The organism is Massilia litorea (assembly GCF_015101885.1).
In the GTDB taxonomy this organism is placed as follows: Bacteria; Pseudomonadota; Gammaproteobacteria; order Burkholderiales; family Burkholderiaceae_D; genus Telluria; species Telluria litorea.
Genome location: NZ_CP062941.1, coordinates 3,441,426 through 3,466,089 on the forward strand (window position 1 = coordinate 3,441,426; position 24,664 = coordinate 3,466,089).

Consider the following 24,664-nt stretch of genomic DNA (forward strand, 5'->3'; position numbering starts at 1 on the left):
ACTAAGCCGGCCGGTTATTCAGACATTAAAAGGAAACAACATAGCTACTGACAAGTCGTCGCATCGCATCAATGGCGAAATCAACCATCCGGAAATGCGTTTGTCCGGAGTCGACAATGAGCCGCTGGGCATTGTGAGCCTGGCCGAGGCGTTTCGCCTGGCCGAGGAAAAGAACGTCGACCTCGTGGAAATCGCGCCGAACGCGGTTCCACCGGTCTGCCGCCTCATGGATTACGGCAAGTTCAAGTACTCCGAGCAGAAGAAGGCGCACGAAGCCAAGCTGAAGCAGAAGATCATCCAGGTCAAGGAAGTCAAATTCCGTCCGGGTACGGATGAAGGCGATTACAGCATCAAGCTGCGTAACCTCATCAAGTTCCTCGACGAAGGCGACAAGACCAAGATCACGCTGCGCTTCCGCGGTCGCGAAATGGCGCACCAGGATATCGGCTTCCGCATGCTCGAACGTCTGAAGGGTGACCTGGAGCCGTATGGCCAGGTCGAGCAGTTCCCGAAGATGGAAGGCCGCCAGATGATCATGATTATCGCGCCGAAGAAGAAGAAATAATTCTTCGATTGGTAGTAACAGGGCCGGGTCAGGTGTTGCAGTCGAACTGCAACGCCGGGCTCGGCCCTGTGCCGTTTTTGTGGCGAATGTTGGCTCACATGGCAGTATTCGCGCTACCTCGGCAACACCTTCCTCACTAAGCTGTGTTAGAATCTGCGGTTCCTGTTTTTAGAAGCAGGTTGTAGCGCACTCGCATGCGCTGCAAGACAAGTGAAAGTAGGCATCCAAGAGCAGCGTTGCTGCCACCTGCAATCCTGTCACATATGAGGCTGTCCGCAAGGGCAGATGACTATGCCAAAAATGAAAACCAAAAGCAGCGCGAAGAAGCGTTTTCGCGTGCGTCCGGGCGGTACTGTGAAATCGGGTATGGCGTTCAAGCGTCACATCCTGACCAAGAAGACCACCAAGAACAAGCGTCAGCTGCGCGGCACCCGTAACATCAATGCGTCGGACGTGACCAGCGTCTACCGCATGATGCCATCTGCTTAATCTCACACTAAGGAGCTAATATGCCTCGAGTAAAACGTGGGGTTACTGCACGTGCCCGTCATAAGAAAGTTCTTGAGCTTGCCAAAGGCTACCGTGGCCGTCGCTCAAAAGTATTCCGTATTGCCAAGCAAGCAGTCATGCGCGCTGGCCAGTACGCATACCGCGACCGCCGCAACAAGAAGCGCGTCTTCCGCGCACTGTGGATCACCCGTATCAACGCGGCTTCGCGTTCGCACGGCATGACCTACAGCGCGTTCATGAACGGCCTGAAAAAAGCCGCGATTGAACTGGACCGTAAGGTCCTGGCCGATATGGCCGTGCACGACAAGCCGGCGTTCGCCGCGATTGTCGCCGCCGTCCAGGCCAAGCTGGCTGCCTGATAGCAGTCTGCTAGCAAAGCGCTGCGGTAACGTAGCGCAAAAAGAGCGGGGCAAGGTGCAAACCTGTGCCCCGTTTTTGATTATGGGTCCCTGTGAATTTGCTAACGCGTTGCATTAATGCGACAATTCTCCGGCTCACCCGTGGCCCCTGCCACCCAATACAGGACAAGAACAAGCATGAACTCGCTCGAAGAACTCGTCGTCTCGGCCCAGGCTGACTTTGGCGCCGCCCCTGACGCGGCCGCGCTGGAAAACGCAAAAGCAAAATACCTCGGCAAGACCGGCCAGGTAACCGAACTGATGAAGGGCCTCGGCAAGCTCGACCCCGAGCAGCGCAAGGCGCAGGGCGCCCTGATCAATGCCGCCAAAGAAAAAATCGAACAGGCACTGACGGCCCGCCGCGAAGCGCTGGCGAACGCCCAGCTGGAGGCCCGCCTGAACGCGGAAGCCATCGACGTCACCCTGCCGGGCCGCGGCCGCGCGGTCGGCGGCATCCACCCGGTGATGCGCACCTGGGAACGCGTCGAGCAGATCTTCCGCTCGATCGGTTTCGACGTGGCCGACGGCCCGGAAATCGAAAACGACTGGACCAATTTCACTGCCCTGAACAGCCCGGAAAACCATCCGGCGCGCTCGATGCAGGACACCTTCTATATCGAAGGCAATGACACGAACGGGAAGCCACTGCTGCTGCGCACCCACACCAGCCCGATGCAGGTGCGCTACGCGCGCACCCACACGCCGCCGATCAAGGTGATCGCGCCGGGCCGCACCTACCGTGTCGACAGCGACGCCACCCACTCGCCGATGTTCCACCAGGTCGAAGGCCTGTGGATCGGCGAGGACATTTCCTTCGCTGACCTGAAGGGCGTCTACCTGAACTTCGTCAAGGCCTTCTTCGAGACCGACGACCTGCAGGTGCGCTTCCGTCCGTCGTATTTCCCGTTCACGGAACCGTCGGCCGAGATCGACATCGCCTTCGGTTCCGGTCCGCTGAAGGGCCGCTGGCTGGAAGTCTCGGGCGCCGGCCAGGTGCATCCGACGGTCGTGCGCAACTTCGGGCTGGATCCGGAAAAGTTCATCGGCTTCGCGTTCGGCTCCGGCCTCGAGCGCCTGACGATGCTGCGTTACGGGATCAACGACTTGCGCCTCTTTTATGAAGGCGATCTCCGTTTCCTGAAGCAGTTCAACTAATAACAATCACCTGCAGCTGAAGGCAAGATTATGCAATTCTCCGAAAACTGGCTCCGTTCCATGGTCGATCCGAAAATGTCTTCGGATGAACTGTCCCACCTGCTGACGATGTCCGGCCTGGAAGTCGAAGAGGTCGAGCCGGTCGCGCCGCCGTTCTCGAACGTGGTCGTGGCCGAAGTGGTCGAAGTGGCGAAACACCCGAACGCGGACCGCCTGAACGTCTGCCAGGTGAACGTCGGTACCGGCACGCTCCTGAACATCGTCTGCGGCGCACCGAACGTGCGCGCCGGCATGAAGGCGATCTGCGCCAAGGCCGGCGCCGTCCTGCCGCCGGGCGCGGACGGCAAGCCCTTCGAAATCAAGGTCGGCCAGCTGCGCGGCGTCGAGTCGCAGGGCATGCTGTGCTCGGCCAAGGAACTGAAAATCTCGGAAGAGAGCAGCGGCCTGATGGAACTCCCGCCTGATGCGCCGGTCGGCACCAGCATCCGCGACTACCTCGGCCTGGACGACCTGAAGTTCACGATCAAGCTGACCCCGAACAAGGCGGACTGCCTGTCGGTGCTGGGCGTGGCGCGCGAAGTCTCCGCGCTCACCGGTACCCCGCTGCATCTTCCGACCACGGTCCCGGTTGCCGTGACAATGGACGAAATCCTGCCGGCGAAAATTTCCGCGCCCGACCTGTGCGGCCGCTTCACGGGCCGCGTGATCCGCGGTCTCAACGCGAAAGCGGCAACGCCGGAGTGGATGAAGCAGCGCCTGGAGCGCTCGGGCCAGCGCTCGGTCTCGGCCCTGGTCGACATCTCGAACTACGTCATGCTGGAAGTCGGCCGTCCGTCGCACGTGTTCGACATGAACAAGATCCACGGCAGCCTGGACGTGCGTTGGGGCAAGAAAGGCGAATCCCTTAAACTCCTGAACGGCAACACCGTCGAAGTCGACGAGTGGGTCGGCGTGATTGCCGACGACAAGGAAATCGAATCGCTGGCCGGCATCATGGGCGGCGACTCGACCGCCGTCACGCTGGACACCACCGACATCTACCTGGAAGCGGCCTTCTGGTGGCCGAACGCGATCCAGGGCCGTGCCCGCAAGTACAATTTCTCGACCGACGCGGCGCACCGCTTCGAGCGCGGCGTCGACTATGCGACGACCGTCGAGCACATCGAGCGCATCACGGCGCTGATCCTGCAGATCTGCGGCACGGACAATACGAAAGTCGGTCCGGTCGACGACCAGGTCGCGAACCTGCCTGAGCGTAAGCCGGTCGTGCTGCGCACGGCGCGCGCCCAGAAGGTCATCGGCGTACCGATTACCGACGAGATGGTGGCCGACATTTTCACCCGCCTGCACCTGCCGTTCACGCATGAGGCAGGCAAGTTCGCGGTCACCGCGCCGTCCTACCGTTTCGACATCGAGATCGAGGAAGACCTGATCGAGGAAGTCGCGCGCGTGTATGGCTTCGAAAACATTCCGGCCAATCCGCCGGTGGCGCCATCCGCCATGCTGATCGAACCGGAAAACAGCCGCTCGCTGTTCGCCATGCGGCACCAGCTGGCTGATCTCGGCTATCAGGAAGTCGTCAACATGAGCTTCGTGGAAAGCGTCTGGGAACAGGATTTCGCGGGCAACGATTCCCCGATCAAGCTGCAGAATCCGATCGCCAGCCAGATGAGCGTGATGCGCTCGACCCTGATCGGCGGCCTGCTGGCCAACGTGCGCTATAACCTGAACCGCAAGGCGGGCAGGGTGCGCGTGTTCGAAGTCGGCGCGATCTTCAAGCGCAACGACGTCACGACCGATGGTCCGCTGAGCGTGGCCGGCTTCGACCAGCCCAAGCGCGTGGCCGCCATGGCCTATGGCCCGGTGGCGGACGAGCAGTGGGGCCAGCCGACCCGTGCGGTCGACTACTTCGACGTGAAAGCCGACCTGGAAGCGCTGTTTTCGCCGCGTGTGGTACGCTTCGTCAAGGCTGAGCACCCGGCGCTGCACCCGGGCCGCTGCGCCAATGTCGAGCTCGATGGCCGCGTGGTCGGCTTCATCGGCGAACTGCATCCGCGCTGGCTGCAGAAGTACGACCTGCCGCAGGCGCCGGTGCTGTTCGAAGTCGACGCCGCCGCCTTGCAGGAACGCGTGGTCCCGGTCTACACCGAGATTTCGAAGTTCCCGGGCGCCACGCGCGACCTCGCGCTGGTGGTCAAACAGGACGTTCCGGCCCAGTCCGTGATCGATGCGTTCGAGTCGGCAATTGCCGCCCACCCGAACGGCAAGATCGTGCAAGCCGTTGTTTTGTTTGATGAATACCGCGGCAAGGGACTGGAGGCGGACGAAAAATCGCTTGCTTTCCGCTTTAGCTTGCAAGATACTCAATCGACCTTGCAGGACGATGTCGTGGAGGCCGTGATGGCTGCCGTGGCCGAGGCCGCAAGAGAAAAACACAACGCAAAATTGCGTGGCTAAGTTTTACATCCAAAACATGTCCATCTGAAGGCAGGGCTTCAAAATTAATAACAACGACGTTGATTCGGCCGTATTCCAGGAGGCTCTGGCGGCCGATCTGCATCGCGCGATGCAGGTGGCGCGGGTACGGAAAGAAGCGGAAAAGGACCTGCCGACCCTTACCAAGGCCGAGCTGGCCGAGTTGCTCTTCGAGCAGGTCGGCCTGAACAAGCGCGAAGCCAAGGACATGGTCGAGACCTTCTTCGACGAGATCCGTAACGCGCTCGAGCGCGGCGAGGCTGTCAAGCTGTCCGGCTTCGGCAACTTCCAGTTGCGCGACAAGCCGCAGCGGCCGGGCCGCAATCCAAAAACCGGGGAAGAGATTCCGATCACGGCGCGCCGCGTCGTGACCTTCCACGCCAGCCAGAAACTGAAGGGCATGGTTGAAGAAATCAGTCCGGCATCCCTGGCGCGCGCCGCCTGAGTGCGGCTGCGAAGTGCGTTTGAAAGTGAGCCATGAACGATCGCCCGAACAAGATTGAACTGACCGCGCTGCCGCCGATCCCGGCGAAGCGCTACTTCACGATCGGCGAAGTCAGCGAATTGTGCGGCGTCAAGCCGCACGTGCTGCGCTACTGGGAACAGGAATTTACTCAGCTGAAGCCGGTCAAACGCCGAGGTAACCGCCGTTACTACCAGCACCACGAGGTGCTGCTGATCCGGCGCATCCGCGAACTGCTCTACGAACAAGGTTTCACGATCAGCGGTGCACGCAACAAGCTCGACAGCCGGGCCAGCAACCAGGCCGGCGGGATCGAGGAAGTGCAGGTCGAGGAGGCGCCCGTCGTCGACACGGCCAGGCTGCGCGCGGAACTGCTCGACATCGTCGCCTTGTGCAAGCAGGGCGTGCCGGCGAACGAGGTCCGTTAAAACCGTAGCGAGCGGCAGCAATGTCGCCCTGGAAGCGCAGCTGTACGGGAGTACAGCGAGCTGTCGCCCTGGCGGCGCAGGGCGACAGTGCAACGCGCACTAGGTTCGAGCGGACTTCGCGACTTAATGTAGCGTTAACACGGCTGTCGTGCGCTGTTGTAGTAGGGCGCATGAGTGCTAAAATGTTACATGCGGCTTAGGTAATCCAACGCCTGACAGCCGGGGAATGCTATCCCCGGCACTTTCCTGTGCCAGGAAAATTTAAGGGAAGACAATGATACGCGTTGCCATTTGTGACGACCACCAGATAGTTCGAGCAGGTTTCAAACAGATTTTCTCCTCGTCCGGCGATTTCGAAGTCGTCGCTGAAGGCGCCACCGGCCGCGAGGCGCTGGACATCGCGCGTCGCGAAATCTGCGACGTGCTGCTGCTCGACATCGCCATGCCCGACCAGAGCGGGATCGACATTCTGCGTACCATCCGCCAGGGCCAGCCGAACCTGCCGGTGCTGATTCTTTCCGGCTATCCGGCTCAGCAATATGCGCTGAACCTGTTCAAGATGGGTGCCAACGGTTACCTGAACAAGGAATGCGATGCGGACGAGCTCAAGACCGCCGTGCGCACCGTGTTCCAGGGCCGCCGCTACGTGAGCTCGACCGTCGGCGAATTGCTGGCGCAGAGTTTCGACCGCGATCCGAACACGGCCCTGCATACCGAGCTGTCGGACCGCGAATTCCAGGTATTCCTGCGCCTGGCCAAGGGCGCGACCGTTTCCGATATCGGAAACGCGCTCTCGCTCTCGATTAAGACCGTGTCGACCTACCGCACCCGCATCATGGAAAAGATGGGCCTGCAGTCGAACAGCGACCTGACGTATTACGCAATGAAAAACAACCTGCTCGATTAAGAGCGGGCTGCGAGCGCCGCCCGGCGCTCGCCCTTGCCGGCGCCATGCCGGCGCAGCGGCCCGCGGCCGCCCGTGCGTCAACGCGCAGCGTTCGACCTCGCCGAACCGGTATCCGTATCAGGCCCGTCTCCTGTCCGGTTCCGCAGGGAAAAACCGCCCGCGAGTGCAATCTGTCTCATCCCTTCAACTCAACGACATTGCTGCGCTGCATTAAAGTCCGTCAGCGACTATAATCAGTGCGGTCCGGCAAGTTGCGCGAAAGGAACCCAGCAGATGTACTTCTCCACCGATCCCCTCCCGAAGCGCGCAAGCTCCCTGCCTCTCTACAAGACGCTGCTGTGCTTCGCCTGCGTGGCGATCCTGCTGGTCAACGGCATCTTCCTGCTGCGCAACCTGGACGGGCTGAAGGCCGCGAATTCCCTGCAGGACCAGACCACCGAAGTGACCAACGAGCTGCAGCACCTGAACCTGCTCGTCACGGATGCGGAAAGCAATTTGCGGGGCTATTTCCTTTCGGGTTCGCCGAGCTACCTCGGCACGGTGCAGGGCGCGCCGGCCCGGATCGACCAGCAGCTGCGCAAACTCAGCACGCTGTTGGCCGACAATCCTTCCCAGCAGAAAAACCTGGCCCAGCTTCGCGCCGTGGTGGAGCACCAGATGCGCATGATGAACGAGGCGCTGACCATCTACCGCGACGGCGGCCTGAAGGAAATCCTGACCATCACCGGCGCCCCAGGCGAAGGCGACAGCGACGAGATCCGCCTGCAGGTCGTCATCATGCTGAGCGAACAGAACGAATTGCTGAACGCGCGCAGCGCTTCTTTCTACGACCAGTACCGGCACGCGGTGATCCTGGGGCTCGGCATCAATGCCGCGGCGATTGCCGTGCTGCTGCTGTTCTACCAATTGGTGCAGCGCAGCTTTGCAGCCCGCGCGCGCGCCGAGCATGCCTTGCAGATCGCCAACGAGCAGCTCGAATCGACGGTTGCCCGCCGTACCGAGCAATTGTCCGTGCTGTCGCGTCATCTGATTCACGTGTCGGAAGAAGAGAAGTCGAAACTGGCGCGCGAGCTGCACGACGAAATGGGCGCCAACCTGACGGCGATCGGCATGGACCTGGCCACCGTCGGCGAGCAATTGCGCGGCAGCCGGCCCGAGCTGGCGGCCATGCTGGCTCGGGCACGGGCAACCCTGGTCGACACCGTGCAACTGAAGCGCCGTATCGTCGAGGACCTGCGCCCGAGCCTGCTCGACAATCTCGGCCTGGCCGCCGCCCTGCAGAGCTATTGCGAGGATTATTCCCGGGTCACCAGCCTGGACTGCGACGTGCTGGTCGATGGCGACGTCGACAGCGCCGGCCCGATGCATGCGATCGCGCTGTTCCGCATCGTGCAGGAGTCGCTCAACAACATCGCCAAGTATGCGCAGGCGCGCAGCGTGATCGTGCACCTGGCGCGCGAAGACGATGCCCTGGCGCTCGAGGTGACCGACGACGGCATCGGCATCGCGCCGGATGCGCTGACGCGTTCGAAGTCGCACGGTTTATTGGGCATGCGTGAGCGGGCCTTGCTGCTCGGCGGCAAACTCGATGTCGACCGTGGCGTGAACGGCGTGGGAACCTGCGTGCGTGCGCGGATTCCGGCGCCGATGACGCCGGCGGGGCCGCTAGCCTTGATGCCGCCGAGCCCAGCGCCGGCCCTGCCTGCGGCGGGGAACGAGGATCTGGGCAAGTTTGCTGCCTGAACCTGGGAACTTGAATACAAAAAAAGGCGCTGTTCGCGTTAAGTGTGGAATATGCCGATCGCCGCTCGCAGCAAAGCCTCCGGCGTCTTGACGCGAGCGCCGTCGAGCGCCCAGCGCCAGCCGAGATAGTTGCCGAGGTAACGGCTGGCAACCCCGCGAAACGGCTGCAGCCGTTGGCGCGGCCGTGCTTGTGGAAGCGATTCGCGCCGCAACCGGGACAGGCGAGTTGCGGTACTGCCGCCTGTTCGATGACGTCCACCGTCCGATCGCGCTTGACCGTCGGCAGCAGCAGGCCAAGCAGCCGTTCGCGCTGGCGCCGGGTCAGCGCCGCCAGGTTCTTCAGGAAGTGCTCGAACTTGCGTGCCTGCATGCGAACCTCCTCACGGGTGAAGTCCGGGTTGGACCTCAGCCGTTCAAGAAGATTCCACACTTAACGCGAACAGCGCCCAAAAAAAATCGGCGTCCAGGACGCCGATTGTCGTTTACTTCTTCATGAACGATTAACGCGCCACGTCCATCAGCAGGCGGTCGTATTCGGTCTTGGCCACCTTGTAGCACTCGCCCGCATACTCTTCCAGGCCGGCACGGTCCAGGACCGTGATGTTGCCGCGGCGGTACTGGATCAGGCCTTCATCCTGCAGCTTGCCGGCGGCGGCCGTGATGCTTTCGCGGCGCACGCCCAGCATGATCGAGATGAGTTCCTGGGTGACTTTCAGCTCGTTGCCTGGCGAACGGTCGAGGCGGTCGAGCAGCCAGCGGCACAGTTTCTGCTCGATCGAGCTGTGGCGGCCGCCGACGGCGTTCTGCGCCATCTGGGCGAACAGGGCGTTGGTGTAGCGCATCAGCAGCTGGGGCAGGGCGCCGCCGGCCATGAAGGCATCGCGCAGGAATTGGGTCTTGAGACGGTAGCCGTAGCCGGCGCTCTGGACGACGGCGCTGCACATGGCGCGCTCGCCCATGAAGAGGGAGACGCCGACCACGCCTTCGTGTCCGACGACGGCGATCTCGGTGGTGGCGCCGTCTTCCATCACGTACAGCAGCGACACGATTGAGGTCGTCGGGAAATACACGTATTCGAGTTTGCTGCCATACTCGAAGAGCTCCTTACCGAATGGCATGGGAACCAGTTCCAGGTGCTGGAACAGGGTTTCCAGGTCCTGGCGGGGAAGGGCTGCCAGCAGTTCGTTTTGCTGGGTGCCGGAGAAACTGACAACTGGACGGGACGCCGCTTTGATATCCTCTTTGGTCGAAAGAAGCTGGTTGACCGATTGTGCTTTTTGCGTGACACCACCGAGTTGAGCGTTGTTCATTTTCTGTCCTCTTATCTAACTACTGCATGAAGTGCGACTGTTCGAGACTTTGTTGACAATGTCTTAATCGCGATGTGTGTACGATAAGGGTTCCGTCTGTTGCCGAACATAAGATTAGGGGTTGCCCCTGTGTAGGCAGTATGCATGGTGTCGTGTCAGTCCAGTCCTACTGGGGAAGATGGCCGAAATCAGGGGTTTTTCCGTCATTTTCTTTTCAAAGAGCAATAAATTCCCGGATAATGGCTGCGTCCGCCACCAATAAGTCACCTTTTACCGCATGCATGTCCTACTCGTCGAAGACGATGCCGTCCTTGCCGACGGCCTGACCCGCACCCTGCAGGGCCATGGCATGCTGGTCGAACTGGCCGTCGACGGCCTCCAGGCGGACGCCCGCTTGCAGCGCAATCCCCCGCAGGTAGCGGTCCTCGACATCGGCCTGCCCGGCATCGACGGCTTCGAAGTCGTGCGCCGCCTGCGCGCCCGCGGCGACACCACGCCGGTGCTGCTGCTCACGGCGCGCGACGCCGTCGAAGACCGGGTGCGCGGCCTCGAGACGGGCGCGGACGACTACCTGGTCAAACCGTTCGCGACGCCCGAGCTGGTGGCGCGCATTCGCGCGCTGGCGCGGCGCAACGCACCGAAGACGGGCGTCATCAACCTGGGCAACCTGGCCTTCGATTCGGGCGCGCGCCGCGCGCGCATCGGCGACCAGGCCCTGGAACTGTCGGCGCGCGAGTGGGCCGTGCTCGAATACCTGCTGCAGCAGGCGGGGAGGGTGGTGTCGAAGCAGCAGATCATCGACACCATCGCGCCCTGGGGCGAAGACCTGACCCTGAATGCGGTCGAGGTGTACGTCTCGCGCCTGCGCCTGAAGCTCGATGGCGCCGGCCTCGCCTTGCGCACCATCCGCGGTTTCGGCTACCTGCTGGAAGCCGCTCCGGCCGCATGACGAGCATCCGGGTTCGGCTCCTTAAATGGCTGGTCGGCCCGATCCTGGTCGTCAACCTCGGCGCCGCCGCGCTCACCTACCTGCTGGCCTGGACCCCGGCCCAGCTCGCGTTCGACGAAGGCTTGCGCCTCGATGCCGCGGCGCTCGCTTCCCGTGTCCGCGCCGGCGGCGCGTCCGCGCTGGCCTCGATCGCGGCCGACAATGGCGCCGGCGAAGCCAGTTGGGCCGCCCTGCATGACCGGGACGGCCGCCTGCTGGCGGGCGCGGCGCGGCTTCCCGTCCCGCTGCGCAGCGGCCTGGCCGACGCCCGCCTGGCCGGCGAAGCGGTGCGGGTCGCGGTGGCCGAGGTGGGCGGAACGAATGGACTGCGCGTCAGCCTGGCGCGCACCACCCGCGCGCGGCAGGGCGTCCAGGCAGCCATCGTGCGCTCGCTGGTGTTGCTCGAGTTGGTGTTCAGCCTGGCGCTGGTGGGCCTGGTCTGGTTCTCGGTCGGGAACGGCCTGTCTCCGCTGGCGCGCCTGCGCGCCCGGCTCGACGCCCGCGGCAGCGCCGACCTGGCGCCGCTCGACGACGCCGGCATGCCGCGCGAACTGGTGCCCGTGGTCGATGCATTCAATGCGCTGCTGGGGCGGATCGAGCTCGGCGCCCGCGCCCAGGACGAATTTCGCGCGAATGTGGCGCACCAGCTGCGCACGCCGCTGGCCGGGCTGCGCCTGCAGCTCGAATGGCTGGCGGCGCGCCACGCGAACGACCCCGACACCCGGCGCTCGGTCGAGCTGATGCTGGGCGCGAACGAGCGCATGATCCGCCAGACCAACCAGCTGCTCTCGCTCGAGCGCGCCGAACCGAACCGCTTCGCGCGGGCGCGCCTGGCGCCGCTCGACCTCTCGGGCCTGGTGGCGGAAACCGTGCAGGCCTTTGTCGAGCAGGCCGCCGCCAAGGATATCGACCTCGGTTTCGAGCTCGCGCCGGCCCCGCTCGGCGGCGACCGCTTCCTGCTGCGCGACCTGGTCGACAACCTGGTCGACAATGCCTTGCGCTACACGCCGCCGGGCGGACGCGTGACGGTCAGCTGCAGTCAGGACCAGGAGGAGGGCGGCGTCCTGCTGCGCGTCGAAGACAACGGGCCGGGCATTCCGGCCGCCATGCGTGCCCAGGTATTCGAACGTTTCGTGCGCCTCGACGAGGGCACCGTGGGCAGCGGCCTGGGACTGGCGATCGTGCGCGATATCGCCAACCTGCACGGCGCCGAACTGACGCTGGGCGAGGCGCCCGGGGGCGGCGCCGTGTTCAGCGTCGCGTTCCCGGGCGCGCCGCGCCGGCCTTAGTTCGCGCCCGAGCTGTACGAGTAGGTGCGCTTGCGCTTCGAGGTGATGGCCGGGCGGATGCGCTGCGGGGCGATCGCCACGCTGGCGCCGGCCGGGCTGTCGGAACCCTTCTGGACCGCGCCGATGACGACCGTGGTGGCCTTGCCGTCGACCAGCACGCCGTTCGCCAGCACCGGCGAGGGCGGCAGGCCGCCGCCCACGAAAGGCGAGGAACGCTGGGCGCCGCAGGTGCCGGGGGTATTGATCGCTCCGGAGGCATTGAGCAGGTTGACCCAGTAGCCGCGCGCCTCGCCCAGGGTCGTGCTGCAGGAGCCGGCCACCGGCGCGATCGGGCGGTTGGTGCTGAAGGTGACCATGCCGCCCGCGATCAGCGCCGAGGTCACGACCTGCTCGCCCTTGCCGTTCTGGTTCAGGTCCATGAACCAGCCCTTCAAACCGTTGGTCGGCAGCACGCGCGGCGTGTCGCAGCCCTGGTCGGTGCTGTAATTGGCCAGCGTGTCGAGGTCCTGGGCCGGCGCCGAGGCCGCGGCCAGGTCGTCCTTGTAGACATAGAAGCGGTTGACCACGTTCGCGTATGGATAGTGCGCATACAGCGGATGCTCGCGGTCGCCGCTGCCCAGCGCGACGTAGACATAGCCCTGGGCGGCCAGCAGGGCCGGGGTGAACAGGAACTTGCGCCCGCCGCCGGCGGTGCGCGCGACCTTGCGGCTGGTCCAGGCGCTGGCGGAGAGCTCCTTGCGCGTCGCCGGGCCGTCGACGAAGTCGATCCGGTACAGGTTGCCGCCGGTGTCGGCGGCGTAGGCGTAGTCGGGCATCGCGTCGTTGTCGATGTCGACCAGCGCGACGTCGGCCGCGACCGAGCGGTCGGTCGCGAACGAGCGGATGACGGCGCCGCTGTCGGCGTCCAGCACATAGACCACGCCGCCCTTGGTGGCGCTGCAGTTCGGCGCGACGCTGTCGGCATCTTCGCAGCTGTCGTAGCCGCCGCCGACCACCACCACCGGCTTGCTCGTCGAATAACCCTTGAGGAAGGCGACGCTCGGGGTCGACCAGGTCTGGCCGATACCGCTCATGCCCGCCGTGCAGCCGGTGTCGTTCTTGAGGTTGGGGCAGCCGGCCTTCCACTTGTACAGCGGCGTGCCCACGTCGCTGACATCGAGCGCGTAGATCATGCGGCCGCCGCGCCGCATGGTCGGGTAGATCCAGACCTTCTTGTTGTCGGCGGTCTGGTAGACGCCGGTGGAGCCGTCGAAGAAGTAATCCTTGGCAGTCGGCGCGGGCGTAATGTCGTCCGGCAGGTTGGGATAGGCCACGAGCGGCGAATTGCTCTTCAGGCGGGACAGGCGCGGGAAGAATTCGGGGGCGACGAAAGCCCAGCGTTCGACGCCCGAGCTGGCGTCCAGCGCGCGCAGGGTGCCGTCGTTGGCGCCGTAGAACACGGTGACGCCGTTCTCGCCATAGTTGATCGGCAGCGGGCGCGAATGGATCACGTCGCCGTGGATCGACGGGCGGGTGGTGGCGCCGCCCGCCTTCTCGCCGTTGACGTCTTCGCCGCGGATGAACCGGACCAGCGGCGTATCGAGGCTGGCGGCGGACGAGGAAAAGTCGACCAGTTTCGTGCCGGACTGCGTGTACACGGTCCGGCTGACCGCGTTGTTGGCGGCCGTGCCGCCCTTGACGTTACCCTGGCGCAGGACCTGGGCGGCGCCGCCTTTCTCGACGAAGGGACCGTCGGGCGCGTCCGAATAGGGATCGAAGCCGGCAATCGTGCAGGCGCCGGCGGGGTCGGGATTCAGCCCCATGCCGCCCCAGTAATTCTTGCTGTCGGTCGTCCAGTAACTCTTCGCGCACGGCGTGACGAAGCCCGTTTGCGGATTGACGGCGGGCTTGGCATCGGCGTCGCCGAGGTCGAGGCCGGCCTTGGTGTTGATCAGCTGATAGCGCTTCAGGTTGCCGAACCAGCGCGGCTTGGCGTCCTGGTCCGGACGGAACATGCCGATGAAGACCTGGTTTTCGTTCTGCGAACGGTTGGTGGCGTTCACCGGCAGGCTGGTCGAGGCGAAGCTGGTGTTGACCGCCTGGATCTCGATCAGGATTTCCTTGAGGGCGTCCAGGATCGATTCCTCGTTCCTGGCCGCGAAATACTTGCCGCCGCCGGCCTTGGCCATGCTCAGCATCAGCGAGGTATGTTCCGCGTTCGGCTGGGCGTTGTAGACGTCGATGGTGTAGGTCGACACCGAGGGGCGGACGGTGCTGCCCGCGACCGGGATGCCGCGGTCGTGCAGCAGGCGCGCCCATTCGTCGGCGTTGCGCGGACCGGTGTCGGTGCTGTAGGTGCCGGTGGGGACGTTGGTGATGATGGTGTCGGTGGCGTCCACGCTGTAACGGCTTTTGGTGCCGGTGCACACGCCGCTCTCGCTGGCCGCGATCGCGCCGATCTTGCAGCCGTCGGTATAGCCGGCGCAGATTGCCGCAAACTCGGTCAGCCCCGCGGCCGCTTCGGTCGCGCTGGCGTAGCAGGCGGTGGTGGTGCCGACCGTGGTCGCGGTGCTGACGGCCTTGCTCGCGAAGTTCGGCAGCCCCAGCTGGGTGACGGGGATCACGCTGCCGCCGGCGTTGCGGTTGTCGTTGAGCGCGGTCAGCAGCGCGGTGTTGGCCGCGCTGTCGGACGACGGGCCGCTGGCGTTCGGGTTGCCGATGAAGATGACGTAACTCTTGCCGCAGACGTTGTCGCTGGTGAGCGGCGAGGCGAACTTCGACCAGGGCGCGGTGTAGCCGCCGCGGTCGCCCTTGGTCGACAGCACGGCGGCCGGCGAATACGAATTCGCACCGGCAAAATAGTTGTACACGTCGTACATCAGGTTGCCGTAGGGCGTATTCGAGTTGCGCTTTTCGTCGGGACTGGTGATGTTGCCGTAGATGGTCGTCAGCTGCGTGGAAAAGGCGGCCCGGTTGGTCTCGTTCATCGGCCGCACCGCATAGCGGATGAAGCCGCCGTCGTCATTGGCATTGCCGCCGGTGACGAATTCCATCATCCCGAGGCTGACGCTGCCGTCGAGCTCGGCCACCAGGCGCTTGATCGCGTTGACTTCGGACTGGCCCTGGCTGGCGCTCGGCCATTTCTGGTTCTGGCGTGACCAGTTCGACGTGTTGTCGAGCACGATCAGGATGCGCGGGTTGATGCTGGCGCCGGCCGAGGCCCCGGTGAAGATGTCGATGTCGTCGGCCCCGGCGACCAGCGGCGTGGCGGCCAGTGCGCAGGCGAGCGCGCCCGCAAGTGTGTTGGTGACGCTGCTGCGGATCATGGTGTTCTCTTTCTTCACGTGGTGGGGCAGTTGTTGGTCACGTCGTCGCGCGCGACGCGTACCGCAACGCCCTGGGTGACCTCGACCTTGGCCTCGGTTTCGACATCGGTTGCCGCCGCGGTGATTTCCCAGATGCTGTCGGCGCAGGCCGAGTTGCCGTCCACCGCGCCCGCCACGCCGAAGTTCTGGGCGCTGCCCATGCTGCAGCGGGCATCCTCGGCATCGGCCATGTTGAGCGCCGTGTTCTTGATGACCGGCGCCTTGACGCATTTCGGCTTCGGCGCGATCGCCACTTTGACGTCGGTCTTGCCGTCGCCGTTGGTGTCGACGCAGCGCTGGTTGGGCGCGCCGCAGGGATTGGCCAGGATGTAGTCCGGGGTGACGAAGAAGCGGGTATTGCTGATGGTTTCCTCGATCGTCTCGCGGGCGGCGGCCGTGGCTTCGTCACGCTGCTGCATGTTGGAGACGATCTGCAGGTTCGACTTGCCGAGGTTGAAGCTGGTGACCGCGACCAGGGTCAGCAGCACCAGCATGACCAGCGCGGTGATCAGGGTGATGCCGCGTTGGCGGTGCTGGAATGTCATGGGAGCCTCCTTCCGGCCGGATTGGGAAGCGCCACCATCGACTGGAAGACGTGGCGCTTGTATGCGTCGTTGGTGGCGGCGACCTTGTTGTCGTCGCCATTGGCCTTGTGGCCGAGCACATAGACCTTGTCGTCCTTGTAGCCGGCGGTCGCAACGGCGTTGCGCGCCAGGACGTGCAGCCTGACCGCTACCGCGCTGCGCCAGTTCGCCACCGCGCAGGCGGCAGCGGCGCAGCCGGACGCGGCCGCGGGGTCGGCGGTGCCGAGGTCGGCGACGCCGTTGCCGCCGGCGGGCGCCAGGTCGAGGCCGTATTCGAGCTGCAGGTTCTCGATGCCTTCGGCCAGCGGCACGATGTTCCAGGCGACGTTCACGCCATCGCTGGACAGTTCGGCGCGCTTGAGGGTCGGGATGCCGTCCTTGCCCTGGTTGTTGTTGGCGACAAAATAGATGTGGGTGCGATAGCGCCGGATCGCCGCGGGCGTGCCGCTGGCCGCGACCGGGGTGCAGTCGCGCCCATGCCGGGTGAGCCCGGCCGTCCCGAGCGTGAGGGCGTAGAAATCGGCGCTGTTCGGCGAGTCCAGTTCGCTGGCGTTACTGCACAGCGAGGCCTGGAAGAAGGGGCCGCCGGCGGCGACCGGATCGCAGCCGGGCTGGCCGGCGATGCAGGTGGCCGTATGGCGCACCACGAGCGCGTCGGTGCCGGCGCGCACGTCCTTGAGGCAGCCCAGGCCCGCGGCATCGCCGTCCACGCCCTGGACCGCCAGCGCCAGGCCCGCCTTCAGCTCGTCCAGGCTGGCGGCGCAGGGCGGCGGCAGCGCCGCCGGCGAAGCCAGCACGGTCGGATCGAACTCGGCGTAATAACCGGCGTTGCGCAGGTCGGCGGTCATCAGGTCGATCGCATAGCGGCCGTTTTCGACCTGGCGGTGCGCCTTTTCGATTTCGGCCTGGGCACGCGTGTTCTTGACGAACATGCCGGACAGGCCCGCGAGCAGGGCCAGGCCGATCGCCACCGCGATCAGGAGTTCGGCCAGCGAAAAGCCGCGCGCACGGCGGGCGGACGGCAAGGGGCGCATGCGGGTCATGGCCGCTCCTCAGACGCAGGTCGGCAAGCCGACCGCGACCCGTGCCGAGATGACGCGGCGGTTGGTGTCGGCGCCGTAGGCGTCCTTGCCGCAGCTTTGCGCCGGCGCCCGTGTCGCGTGCCGGCCCTGCCAGGCGACGCTGACCAGGTAGACGGCGGGCGTGCACACGCCGGCCGCTTCGTTCTTCTCGCGTACCCGCTCGATGCAGCCGCGGGCGCCTTCCATCGCGCCGCCGAGGACGCCGGAACGCTGCTCGGCCGCCCCCTTCAGGGCCGCGCTCCACTCGCACTTGTCGCGCGCGCTGCCGGCCGCCTGGGCGCTGCAGTCGGGGTCCAGGCCGTCGCTGGTGCCGAGCGGCCTGGCCGTGACATAGGCGTCGGCATCCAGGCTGTTGCCGCTCAGGCGAGATTGCATGTCCTGCAGCAGCACGGCGGCCTGGGCACGCTGGTAGGACTCGATCGACCCGACCTGGGCCTTGCTCTGGAAGGCGGCCAGGCCGAGCAGGCCGAAGGCGAGCACCACCATCGTGACCAGCACTTCGATCAGGCTCACGCCGCGCTGGCGGGCGGGAAGGGGGAAGGAGAGGTCGCTCATGGCATCAGCAGGTGGAGGTGGTCTGGTTCGGACGGCCGGACAGGTCGAGGCGCACGCAGCGGTGCTGGCCGTTGCCGCTCAGGGCGATGTCGAAGGCCGGCGCGGCGCCGCCCTTGACGCGACCGTTGGGCAGGAACACCACACTGGCCGGACCGGACACGGTGGCGCCGACCACCGCCGGGTGGTCGTCGAGCTTGCGGCTGGCGTCGCCGGGGGCGGCGATGCTCCAGCCGGACTGCCATTGCTGCGCGGTGACCGGCGCCAGCGTCACCTCGGCGTTGCGCTTGATCGCTTCGCTGCGGGCACGCGACAGGGAGGCATACAGTTCGCTGCTGACGCTGCGCGAACGCGCGGAGGCGATCATCGACGAGAATGCCGGGGCGGCCACCGAGGCCAGGATCGCGACGATGGCCACCACCGCCAGCAGCTCGGGCATGGTGAAGCCGCGCGCCGGGCGCCGCAAGGCCGGGCTTACCATTTGTCCGCCGGGCTGCGGGTGCCCGCGCTGTCGATCGAGAGTTCCTTGTCGGCGACCTGCGAGCCGCCCGCGACCGGGGTGGCGGTGATCTTGAACGAGGACGGCGGTCCATCGGTCAAGGCGATCTTGATCGTGTACTTGGCCGATACGACGGCGGGCGTCGTCATGCCCAGGTCGTTCACGCTGGCGGCATAGCTGCGCGAGTCGGCAAGATACTGCGCCTGCGCCTGCGCCAGGTCCATCATGTGCACCTGGGCGGCGACGCGGTTGGTCTTGACCAGGTATTTGGTGTACGTGGGGTAGCCGATCGCGGCGATGATGGCGATGATCGCGACGACGACCATCAGCTCGATCAGGCTGAAGCCCGGGGCTGGCGCGCGCGCGTGGCGCAGTGTCCTGGCGTGTGGCATGGCGTATCCTTGAGGGTGAATGTTGCCCAGTATAAACAAGTAAGCTGTCATTTCGCTGAAAATTTCCTGACGGAAAGCTGACAGCGTGGCGTGGACGCAGCGCCCGGCCGGCGCCCCGCAGCCCCGGGGCAGGCGCCGCCGAATCAGTTCACACAAGCCCCGGGAGACCCGGTAAAATCGAGGGTTTTGCAAGGACCCACCGCTTTGGCCGAGACTATGGATACCGATACCGCAGCACACATTCCAGCATCGACTGAGCTCGAGTCGACCGACAGCGCTTCGGCAAGCAAGTCGTCCGCCGTGATCGCGAACGAAGTGGCGCGCCGCCGCACCTTCGGCATCATTTCCCACCCCGACGCGGGTAAGACCACGCTGACCGAGAAGCTGCTGCTGTTCTCGGGCGCGATCCAGCTCGCCGGTACGGTCAAGGGCCGCAAGAGCGGCCGCCATGCGACCTCCGACTGGATGGACATCGAGAAGCAGCGCGGCATTTCGGTCGCCTCCTCGGTGATGCAGTTCGAGTTCCGCGACCACGTGATCAACCTGCTCGACACCCCTGGCCACCAGGACTTCTCGGAAGACACCTACCGCGTGCTGACGGCGGTCGACTCTGCCCTGATGGTGATCGACGCGGCCAAGGGCGTGGAAGCGCAGACGATCAAGCTGCTCGACGTTTGCCGCATGCGCAATACGCCGATCGTCACCTTCATGAACAAGCTCGACCGCGAGACGCGCGACCCGCTCGAGCTGCTCGACGAACTGGAATCGGTGCTGAAGATCGAGTGCGCCCCGGTGACCTGGCCGATCGGCATGGGCAAGAACTTCCGCGGCGTGTACCACCTGCTGAACGACGAGATCATGCTGTTCAAGGCCGGCGAAGAAAAAGCCGACGGCGCCTTCGAGATCATCAAGGGCATCGACAACCCGAAGCTGGCGCAGATGTTCCCGCTCGAGATCGAGCAACTCAAAATGGAAGTGGAGCTGGTGCACGGCGCCTCGCACCCGTTCGACCTCGAACGCTTCCTGTCGGGCGTGCAGACGCCGGTCTTCTTCGGCTCGGCCATCAACAACTTCGGCGTGCGCGAGATCCTCTCGGCGCTGGTCGACTGGGCGCCGGGCCCGCGCGAACGCGACGCCACCGTGCGCGCCGTCGAGCCGGGCGAGCCGAAGTTCAGCGGTTTCGTGTTTAAAATCCAGGCCAACATGGACCCGGCCCACCGCGACCGCATCGCCTTCCTGCGCGTCTGCTCGGGGCGTTTCGAAAAGGGCATGAAGGTCAAGCACCTGCGCCTGGGACGTGAAGTCAAATTGTCGTCGGTGGTGACCTTCATGGCCTCCTCGCGCGAGCAGGTGGAAGAGGCCTATGCGGGCGACATCATCGGCCTGCCGAACCACGGCAACATGCAGATCGGCGACAGCTTCTCGGAAGGCGAGATGCTGACCTTTACCGGCATCCCGTACTTCGCGCCGGACCTGTTCCGCACGGTGCGCATCCGTAACCCGCTCAAGATGAAGCAGCTCCACAAAGGCTTGCAGCAGCTGGGCGAGGAGGGCGCGGTGCAGGTCTTCAAGCCGGTGCTGGGTTCGGACCTGATCCTGGGCGCGGTCGGCGTGCTGCAGTTCGAAGTGGTGGCGAGCCGCCTGTTGAACGAATACGGGGTCGACGCCGTCTTCGAGGGATCGAGCATCAGCAGCGCGCGCTGGGTGTCCTCGGACGACAAGAAGTCGCTGGCCGACTTCGAGACCCAGCTCGGCCACAACGTGGCCTACGACGCGGCCGGCAACCTGGCCTACCTGGCGACTTCCGGCGTGAACCTGCGCCTGACCCAGGAGCGCTGGCCGAAGCTGACCTTCCACGCGACCCGCGAGCACGCGGCGAAGCTGGGGTAAGCTTCGCTTGTGGATGAAGAAGCCGGCAGCTTGCCGGCTTTTTTTTGTCCGGTTGTCTGGAATTATCCACCCGCAGGGGGGTGTTGATCCGCCTCAACAGCGCGGCCGGGCCGATGCCGTAGATTGGTCAAATGCGTTGAAGAAATATCGCGCATTTCGACTGCGAGGCCATCATGCACACCTACCGAGCTTTCCCCGCCGCGGCCGCCTGCGCCGCACCGGTTTTCCTGATGAGGGGGTGCTGACATGCTGTCCCGCCTGAAGCTCGGTCCCAAGCTGCTGCTGGCGCCCGCCATCGTGCTGGTGCTGCTGGTGTTGCTGTCCTGCGGCGCCTGGTACGCGATGGTGCGCCAGAACGCCTCGCTGGAAGACATCGTCGGACGCCGCGCGGCCCACATGCGCGCCGCCGGCGAGCTGGTGTCCACCGCCCAGCGTGGGCATGCCGAAATCTACCAGCTGCACACCTGGATCGGCGGCAGTTTCCCGAAAAGCCGGATCGAGCCCCTGATCCACGATATCCACCGCCAGCATGCGCTCACCGAAGCAGGCCTGGTGCGCCTGGCGCGCATGACGCCGCCGAACGGCGCCGAGCGGCAGCTGGTCGATGGCGCCGCCTCGGCCCACACACGCTACGTGCAGGCTGTGCGCGACGTGATCGAAATCGCGCGCGACGACCAGTCGATCAGCGCCAACGCCATGAGCAAGGCGGAAACCGCCTTTTCCGACCTCGCCCAGCGCCTGAACGCCCTGGCGCAGCTCGAGCAGTCGCTGTCGCAGGAGGCCTCGAACAGCGCCGCCGCCGATTTCCGGGCCGTCGCCTGGCTGATGCCGAGCGTGATCCTGCTGGCGATCGTGGTCTCGCTCGGGATCACGGTGGCGGTGCGGCGCGCCCTGCTCGACGAGATCCGCGGCATCGGGGCGGCCGTGGTGGACCTCGCCAGCGGCGACCTGACCGTCAAGGACCGGGTCTACGGCAAGGACGAGATCGCGGAAACCTCGCGCGCCCTGGATGCCAGCATCCGCAACCTGAACGGCACCCTGCGTACGATCCTCGAGTCGGCGCGCTCGATCGGCTCGGCCTCGCGCGACCTGGCGCTGGGCAACCTGAACCTGACCACGCGTGCCGTGTTCCGCGCCAGTTCGCTCGAGCACACGGCGTCCTCGATGCAGGAACTGGCGGCCACCGTGCACCTCACCGCCGACAGCGCACAGGCCGCCAACCTGCTCGCCGCCTCGGCCTCGAACGTCGCCCAGCAGGGCGGCAACGTGGCCGAGCGCCTGGTGACGACGATGGCGTCGGTCAAGGGCAGCGCCTGCCGGGTCGACGAAATCACCCGGCAGATCGACGCCATCGCCGTCGAGACCGGGACGCTGGCGCTGAACGCGGCGCTCGAGGCGGCGCGCGGCGGCGATAACGGGCGCGAGTTCGCGCTGGTGGCGGGCGAGGTGCGCACGCTGGCCCTGCGTACCGGCGCCGCGGCGCGCGAGATCCGCGAACTGATCGAGCAGTCGGTGGCCGAGATCGAGGGCGGCACCGCCTTCGCCGCGCAGGCCGGGACCAGCATGGCGACAATCGCGGTGTCGGTCCAGCAGGTGGGCGACATCATCAACCAGATCAGTTCCGCCAGCGCCGAGCAGGCCAGCGGGCTGTCGGAAGTGAACCAGGCGATCGTGCAGATGGACCAGGTCACGCAGCGCAATTCCTCGCTGGTAGAAGAGGCGGCGGAAGCGGCGCGCACGCTGCAGATGCAGGCCCTGACCCTGTCGAAGGCGGTGGCCACCTTCCGGCTCGACGAGGCGGTCCAGCCGCCGGAACCGCCTTCGAGGCCGTCGAGCGTGGCCGAGATCGACATGCGCGACGTGTTGAAGGACGGCCGGCGCGACGCCAGCATCGCACCCAGGGTGGAGCGGCGCAAATCGCCGCGGCCCCATTTGCGCCTGGCGTCGCGCCGCGATTCGTAAGCGGCTGCGCGAAGGTCCACGAAGGTCCCTTGGACGGCCGGCGCAATGCCGGCCGTTGTCAATACAAGTTCCGTATCACTTCAACAACGCGACAGGTTTTTACTCGTCCTGCTACCCTCCGGATATACAACCGCGGTGTGGAACCCGGTGCCAGGCAGTGTTTTCGCAGCCTGCGAATTCGCTTATTTATTTCAAAGGGTAAGGTCATGACAGTAGAAACCCATCCATCCCGATTCAGCGTGACGTCGGCGGTGTTCAATTTGCTCGACCCGATACCGTTCGGGTTTTTCGTGGGCGCGCTGATTTTCGACGTCATCTATGCCAAAACCGCCAATGTGTTCTGGATGAAGAGTGCCGCCTGGCTGATCAGCATCGGGCTGGTGTTCGCGATCCTGCCCCAGCTGATCAATCTCGGCCGGGTCTGGTTCGGAAAGAACCGGGTCCGCGTCCGCGGCGAGAAAATCAATTTCTGGCTCAACGTGATCGCCATCGTGGCCGCGCTGATCAACGCCTTCGTGCACAGCCGGGACGCGTATGCGGTGATGCCCGCCGCCGTCTGGCTGTCGATCGCGACCGTGCTCGCAATGGGACTGGGGAGAATCATCCTGGCTGGGGAACAAACGCATATTCAAGGAGTCAGGCCGTGATCAAGCATAAGCAAGGGTGGTGGAATGCGCTGGGCCTGGTGGCCGTTTCTTCGCTGGTATTGACTGGCTGCGGAGACAAGGAAAGGGTGGATCCCGCCAAGCAGGTTGGCGCCAATCCGGTGCTGCCGAAAGCGCAGGATTTCATGGTGCCGCCGATGCAGGTGCCCGATGGCGTGGGCTGGAAAGGCGATGCCGCGCCCAAGGTCCTTGCCGGGCTGAAGATCGAAAAGATCGCGTCCGGACTCCTGCATCCGCGCACGCTGCTGGTCCTGCCGAACGGGGACGTGCTGGTCGTGGAAGGAAACGGCCCCGGCGAGGAAGCCGTGACCACGCCGAAACAGGTCATCGCCGGCATGGTCAAAAGCAAATCCGGCAAGGGCGGCAAGGGCGGCAACCGCGTCACCCTGCTGCGCAAGAAGCCCGGCGGCAGCGGCGAGTGGGAACAGCACGTCTACATCGACAAGCTGCACTCGCCATTCGGCATCCAGCTCGTCGGCGACACCTTATATGTGGCGAACACCGGCAATATCATGAAGTATCGTTATACCCCGGGAGAGACCAGGATGTCCGACCCGGGCACCGAGCTGGGCGACCTGCCGAGTACCGTCAACCACCACTGGACCAAAGCGCTGCTGGCCAGTCCCGATGGGCGCAAGCTGTATGTCGGCAGCGGTTCGAACAGCAATATCACGGAAAACGGCATGGAGGTGGAATACCGTCGCGCCGCCGTGCTGGAAGTCGATACCGCAACCGGCGGCAGCCGTGTGTTTGCCTCGGGCCTGCGCAATCCGACCGGGCTGCAGTGGGAACCGACTTCCGGAAAACTCTGGGCCATCGTCAACGAGCGCGACGAAATCGGCGCGGACCTGGTTCCCGACTATATGACCTCGGTCCAGGAAAAGGGTTTCTATGGCTGGCCTTACAGCTATTTCGGCCAGCACGTCGACCACCGCGTCATGCCGCAGCGGCCGGACCTGGTCGCGAAAGCGATCAAGCCGGATTACGCCCTGGGATCGCACGTGGCCGCACTGGGACTGCTGTTTTATACCGGGAACGGGCTACCGCAATATAAGGGCGGTGCATTCGTCAGCGAGCACGGCAGCTGGGATCGCTCGCCGCTGAGCGGTTATCAGATCGTGTATGTGCCGTTTGCAAACGGCATGCCGTCCGGGCCGGCGCAGCCGGTCGTGACGGGCTTCCATTCGGCCGACGAAAAATCCCTGTTCGGTGCGCCGGTCGGATTGGCCCAGGACGCGGAAGGGGCCTTGCTGTTTGCGGACGATGTGGGGAATGTGGTCTGGCGGGTGACGGCGGCCAGGTAATATTTGCGTTTCGACCGGTCAGGCGCCGCAGCGCGTTACGCGGGCGCCGTCGGCCGTCGTGCACCGTAGGGTGGGCTCTTGAGCCCACGCGTTCGTGCCGCTCCGCAGTCCCACCATTCTTATAAACGACAACGGCGGCGCAGAGATGACTCTCTGCGC

Annotated in this window: 22 protein-coding genes and 1 pseudogene; 15 read left to right on the forward strand and 8 right to left on the reverse strand. The window is 65.0% G+C overall.

What is annotated here, in order from left to right:
• Window positions 1-16 precede the first annotated feature (16 nt).
• The 9 genes from infC to LPB04_RS15555 all read left to right on the forward strand — a co-directional run bounded on the left by infC (window position 17) and on the right by LPB04_RS15555 (window position 8,644).
• Complete coding sequence (infC, locus tag LPB04_RS15515) at window positions 17-565, forward strand: translation initiation factor IF-3 (protein WP_227496758.1); 549 nt, start codon at window positions 17-19, stop codon at window positions 563-565.
• A gap of 291 nt (window positions 566-856) precedes the next feature.
• On the forward strand, window positions 857-1,054 hold the full coding sequence (rpmI, locus tag LPB04_RS15520; RefSeq protein ID WP_026354218.1) for a 50S ribosomal protein L35: 198 nt from the start codon (window positions 857-859) through the stop codon (window positions 1,052-1,054).
• Between the two features lie 20 nt (window positions 1,055-1,074).
• On the forward strand, window positions 1,075-1,434 hold the full coding sequence (gene rplT / locus LPB04_RS15525) for a 50S ribosomal protein L20 (RefSeq protein WP_056334468.1): 360 nt from the start codon (window positions 1,075-1,077) through the stop codon (window positions 1,432-1,434).
• 177 nt (window positions 1,435-1,611) lie between these two features.
• Window positions 1,612-2,628: a phenylalanine--tRNA ligase subunit alpha gene (pheS, locus tag LPB04_RS15530; RefSeq protein ID WP_193685424.1), complete on the forward strand. Its 1,017-nt coding sequence runs from the start codon at window positions 1,612-1,614 to the stop codon at window positions 2,626-2,628.
• Between the two features lie 30 nt (window positions 2,629-2,658).
• Entirely contained in the window at window positions 2,659-5,085 is a 2,427-nt protein-coding gene (gene pheT, locus LPB04_RS15535) for a phenylalanine--tRNA ligase subunit beta (RefSeq protein WP_193685425.1), read from the forward strand.
• A gap of 109 nt (window positions 5,086-5,194) precedes the next feature.
• Window positions 5,195-5,548 carry an integration host factor subunit alpha gene (locus LPB04_RS15540; RefSeq protein ID WP_193685426.1) on the forward strand — a complete coding sequence of 118 codons (354 nt, stop codon included), beginning with the start codon at window positions 5,195-5,197 and terminating at the stop codon, window positions 5,546-5,548.
• A gap of 32 nt (window positions 5,549-5,580) precedes the next feature.
• Entirely contained in the window at window positions 5,581-5,994 is a 414-nt protein-coding gene (locus LPB04_RS15545) for a MerR family transcriptional regulator (RefSeq protein ID WP_193685427.1), read from the forward strand.
• 274 nt (window positions 5,995-6,268) lie between these two features.
• Window positions 6,269-6,901 carry a response regulator gene (locus LPB04_RS15550; protein ID WP_056334485.1) on the forward strand — a complete coding sequence of 211 codons (633 nt, stop codon included), beginning with the start codon at window positions 6,269-6,271 and terminating at the stop codon, window positions 6,899-6,901.
• Between the two features lie 273 nt (window positions 6,902-7,174).
• Complete coding sequence (locus LPB04_RS15555) at window positions 7,175-8,644, forward strand: CHASE3 domain-containing protein (protein WP_193685428.1); 1,470 nt, start codon at window positions 7,175-7,177, stop codon at window positions 8,642-8,644.
• A 30-nt stretch (window positions 8,645-8,674) separates the two neighbouring features.
• Here LPB04_RS15555 and LPB04_RS24075 read toward each other — a convergent pair.
• Both LPB04_RS24075 and LPB04_RS15560 read right to left on the reverse strand, forming a co-directional pair.
• Window positions 8,675-8,832, reverse strand: a pseudogene (locus LPB04_RS24075) (IS1595 family transposase); the annotation flags it as partial.
• Window positions 8,833-9,144: 312 nt separating this feature from the next.
• Complete coding sequence (locus LPB04_RS15560) at window positions 9,145-9,954, reverse strand: Crp/Fnr family transcriptional regulator (protein ID WP_193685429.1); 810 nt, start codon at window positions 9,952-9,954, stop codon at window positions 9,145-9,147.
• Window positions 9,955-10,231: 277 nt separating this feature from the next.
• Between LPB04_RS15560 and LPB04_RS15565 the strand changes: the two genes are divergently transcribed.
• Both LPB04_RS15565 and LPB04_RS15570 read left to right on the forward strand, forming a co-directional pair.
• Complete coding sequence (locus LPB04_RS15565) at window positions 10,232-10,903, forward strand: response regulator transcription factor (protein WP_193685430.1); 672 nt, start codon at window positions 10,232-10,234, stop codon at window positions 10,901-10,903.
• The gene (locus tag LPB04_RS15570; protein WP_193685431.1) at window positions 10,900-12,231 is read left to right on the forward strand and encodes a sensor histidine kinase; all 1,332 of its coding nucleotides are present in this window, start codon (window positions 10,900-10,902) and stop codon (window positions 12,229-12,231) included. The genes LPB04_RS15565 and LPB04_RS15570 overlap by 4 nt, the downstream gene beginning before the upstream one ends.
• Here LPB04_RS15570 and LPB04_RS15575 read toward each other — a convergent pair.
• The 6 genes from LPB04_RS15575 to LPB04_RS15600 are packed head-to-tail and all read right to left on the reverse strand — an operon-like array spanning window position 12,228 to window position 18,684.
• Window positions 12,228-15,536, reverse strand: coding sequence for a pilus assembly protein (locus tag LPB04_RS15575; RefSeq protein WP_193685432.1), 3,309 nt, complete (start codon window positions 15,534-15,536; stop codon window positions 12,228-12,230). The genes LPB04_RS15570 and LPB04_RS15575 overlap by 4 nt on opposite strands.
• 14 nt (window positions 15,537-15,550) lie before the next feature.
• Window positions 15,551-16,120: a hypothetical protein gene (locus LPB04_RS15580; RefSeq protein WP_193685433.1), complete on the reverse strand. Its 570-nt coding sequence runs from the start codon at window positions 16,118-16,120 to the stop codon at window positions 15,551-15,553.
• Window positions 16,117-17,202, reverse strand: coding sequence for a PilW family protein (locus LPB04_RS15585; protein WP_193685434.1), 1,086 nt, complete (start codon window positions 17,200-17,202; stop codon window positions 16,117-16,119). The genes LPB04_RS15580 and LPB04_RS15585 overlap by 4 nt, the downstream gene beginning before the upstream one ends.
• A gap of 9 nt (window positions 17,203-17,211) precedes the next feature.
• Window positions 17,212-17,796 (reverse strand): type IV pilus modification protein PilV, encoded by a 585-nt coding sequence (pilV, locus tag LPB04_RS15590; protein WP_193685435.1) that lies wholly within the window; start codon window positions 17,794-17,796, stop codon window positions 17,212-17,214.
• A gap of 4 nt (window positions 17,797-17,800) precedes the next feature.
• Window positions 17,801-18,274, reverse strand: coding sequence for a GspH/FimT family pseudopilin (locus tag LPB04_RS15595; RefSeq protein ID WP_193689032.1), 474 nt, complete (start codon window positions 18,272-18,274; stop codon window positions 17,801-17,803).
• Window positions 18,268-18,684 (reverse strand): type IV pilin protein, encoded by a 417-nt coding sequence (locus LPB04_RS15600; protein WP_193685436.1) that lies wholly within the window; start codon window positions 18,682-18,684, stop codon window positions 18,268-18,270. Before LPB04_RS15600 ends, LPB04_RS15595 begins: the two co-directional genes overlap by 7 nt.
• A gap of 216 nt (window positions 18,685-18,900) precedes the next feature.
• On the opposite strand from LPB04_RS15600, the gene LPB04_RS15605 reads away from it, so the two are divergent.
• The 4 genes from LPB04_RS15605 (at window position 18,901) to LPB04_RS15620 (ending at window position 24,505) form a co-directional block, all read left to right on the forward strand.
• Window positions 18,901-20,574, forward strand: coding sequence for a peptide chain release factor 3 (locus LPB04_RS15605; RefSeq protein ID WP_193685437.1), 1,674 nt, complete (start codon window positions 18,901-18,903; stop codon window positions 20,572-20,574).
• A 246-nt stretch (window positions 20,575-20,820) separates the two neighbouring features.
• On the forward strand, window positions 20,821-22,536 hold the full coding sequence (locus tag LPB04_RS15610) for a methyl-accepting chemotaxis protein (protein WP_193685438.1): 1,716 nt from the start codon (window positions 20,821-20,823) through the stop codon (window positions 22,534-22,536).
• Window positions 22,537-22,742: 206 nt separating this feature from the next.
• Window positions 22,743-23,183: a DUF2231 domain-containing protein gene (locus tag LPB04_RS15615; protein WP_193685439.1), complete on the forward strand. Its 441-nt coding sequence runs from the start codon at window positions 22,743-22,745 to the stop codon at window positions 23,181-23,183.
• A complete protein-coding gene (locus LPB04_RS15620; protein ID WP_227496759.1) occupies window positions 23,183-24,505 on the forward strand; it encodes a PQQ-dependent sugar dehydrogenase in 1,323 nt (440 codons plus the stop codon). Before LPB04_RS15615 ends, LPB04_RS15620 begins: the two co-directional genes overlap by 1 nt.
• Window positions 24,506-24,664 lie beyond the last annotated feature (159 nt).

Coding starts and splice junctions, on each gene's coding strand:
- LPB04_RS15550 (WP_056334485.1), top strand. CDS start 6,269: ATGATACGCGTTGCCATTTGTGACGACCACCAGATAGTTCGAGCAGGT.
- LPB04_RS15560 (WP_193685429.1), bottom strand. CDS start 9,954: ATGAACAACGCTCAACTCGGTGGTGTCACGCAAAAAGCACAATCGGTC.
- LPB04_RS15540 (WP_193685426.1), top strand. CDS start 5,195: ATGCAGGTGGCGCGGGTACGGAAAGAAGCGGAAAAGGACCTGCCGACC.
- LPB04_RS15545 (WP_193685427.1), top strand. CDS start 5,581: ATGAACGATCGCCCGAACAAGATTGAACTGACCGCGCTGCCGCCGATC.
- LPB04_RS15610 (WP_193685438.1), top strand. CDS start 20,821: ATGCTGTCCCGCCTGAAGCTCGGTCCCAAGCTGCTGCTGGCGCCCGCC.
- pheT (WP_193685425.1), top strand. CDS start 2,659: ATGCAATTCTCCGAAAACTGGCTCCGTTCCATGGTCGATCCGAAAATG.
- LPB04_RS15555 (WP_193685428.1), top strand. CDS start 7,175: ATGTACTTCTCCACCGATCCCCTCCCGAAGCGCGCAAGCTCCCTGCCT.
- rplT (WP_056334468.1), top strand. CDS start 1,075: ATGCCTCGAGTAAAACGTGGGGTTACTGCACGTGCCCGTCATAAGAAA.
- pheS (WP_193685424.1), top strand. CDS start 1,612: ATGAACTCGCTCGAAGAACTCGTCGTCTCGGCCCAGGCTGACTTTGGC.
- LPB04_RS15585 (WP_193685434.1), bottom strand. CDS start 17,202: ATGACCCGCATGCGCCCCTTGCCGTCCGCCCGCCGTGCGCGCGGCTTT.
- LPB04_RS15570 (WP_193685431.1), top strand. CDS start 10,900: ATGACGAGCATCCGGGTTCGGCTCCTTAAATGGCTGGTCGGCCCGATC.
- rpmI (WP_026354218.1), top strand. CDS start 857: ATGCCAAAAATGAAAACCAAAAGCAGCGCGAAGAAGCGTTTTCGCGTG.
- LPB04_RS15605 (WP_193685437.1), top strand. CDS start 18,901: ATGGATACCGATACCGCAGCACACATTCCAGCATCGACTGAGCTCGAG.
- pilV (WP_193685435.1), bottom strand. CDS start 17,796: ATGAGCGACCTCTCCTTCCCCCTTCCCGCCCGCCAGCGCGGCGTGAGC.
- LPB04_RS15565 (WP_193685430.1), top strand. CDS start 10,232: ATGCATGTCCTACTCGTCGAAGACGATGCCGTCCTTGCCGACGGCCTG.
- LPB04_RS15580 (WP_193685433.1), bottom strand. CDS start 16,120: ATGACATTCCAGCACCGCCAACGCGGCATCACCCTGATCACCGCGCTG.
- LPB04_RS15595 (WP_193689032.1), bottom strand. CDS start 18,274: ATGGTAAGCCCGGCCTTGCGGCGCCCGGCGCGCGGCTTCACCATGCCC.
- LPB04_RS15615 (WP_193685439.1), top strand. CDS start 22,743: ATGACAGTAGAAACCCATCCATCCCGATTCAGCGTGACGTCGGCGGTG.
- LPB04_RS15575 (WP_193685432.1), bottom strand. CDS start 15,536: ATGATCCGCAGCAGCGTCACCAACACACTTGCGGGCGCGCTCGCCTGC.
- LPB04_RS15600 (WP_193685436.1), bottom strand. CDS start 18,684: ATGCCACACGCCAGGACACTGCGCCACGCGCGCGCGCCAGCCCCGGGC.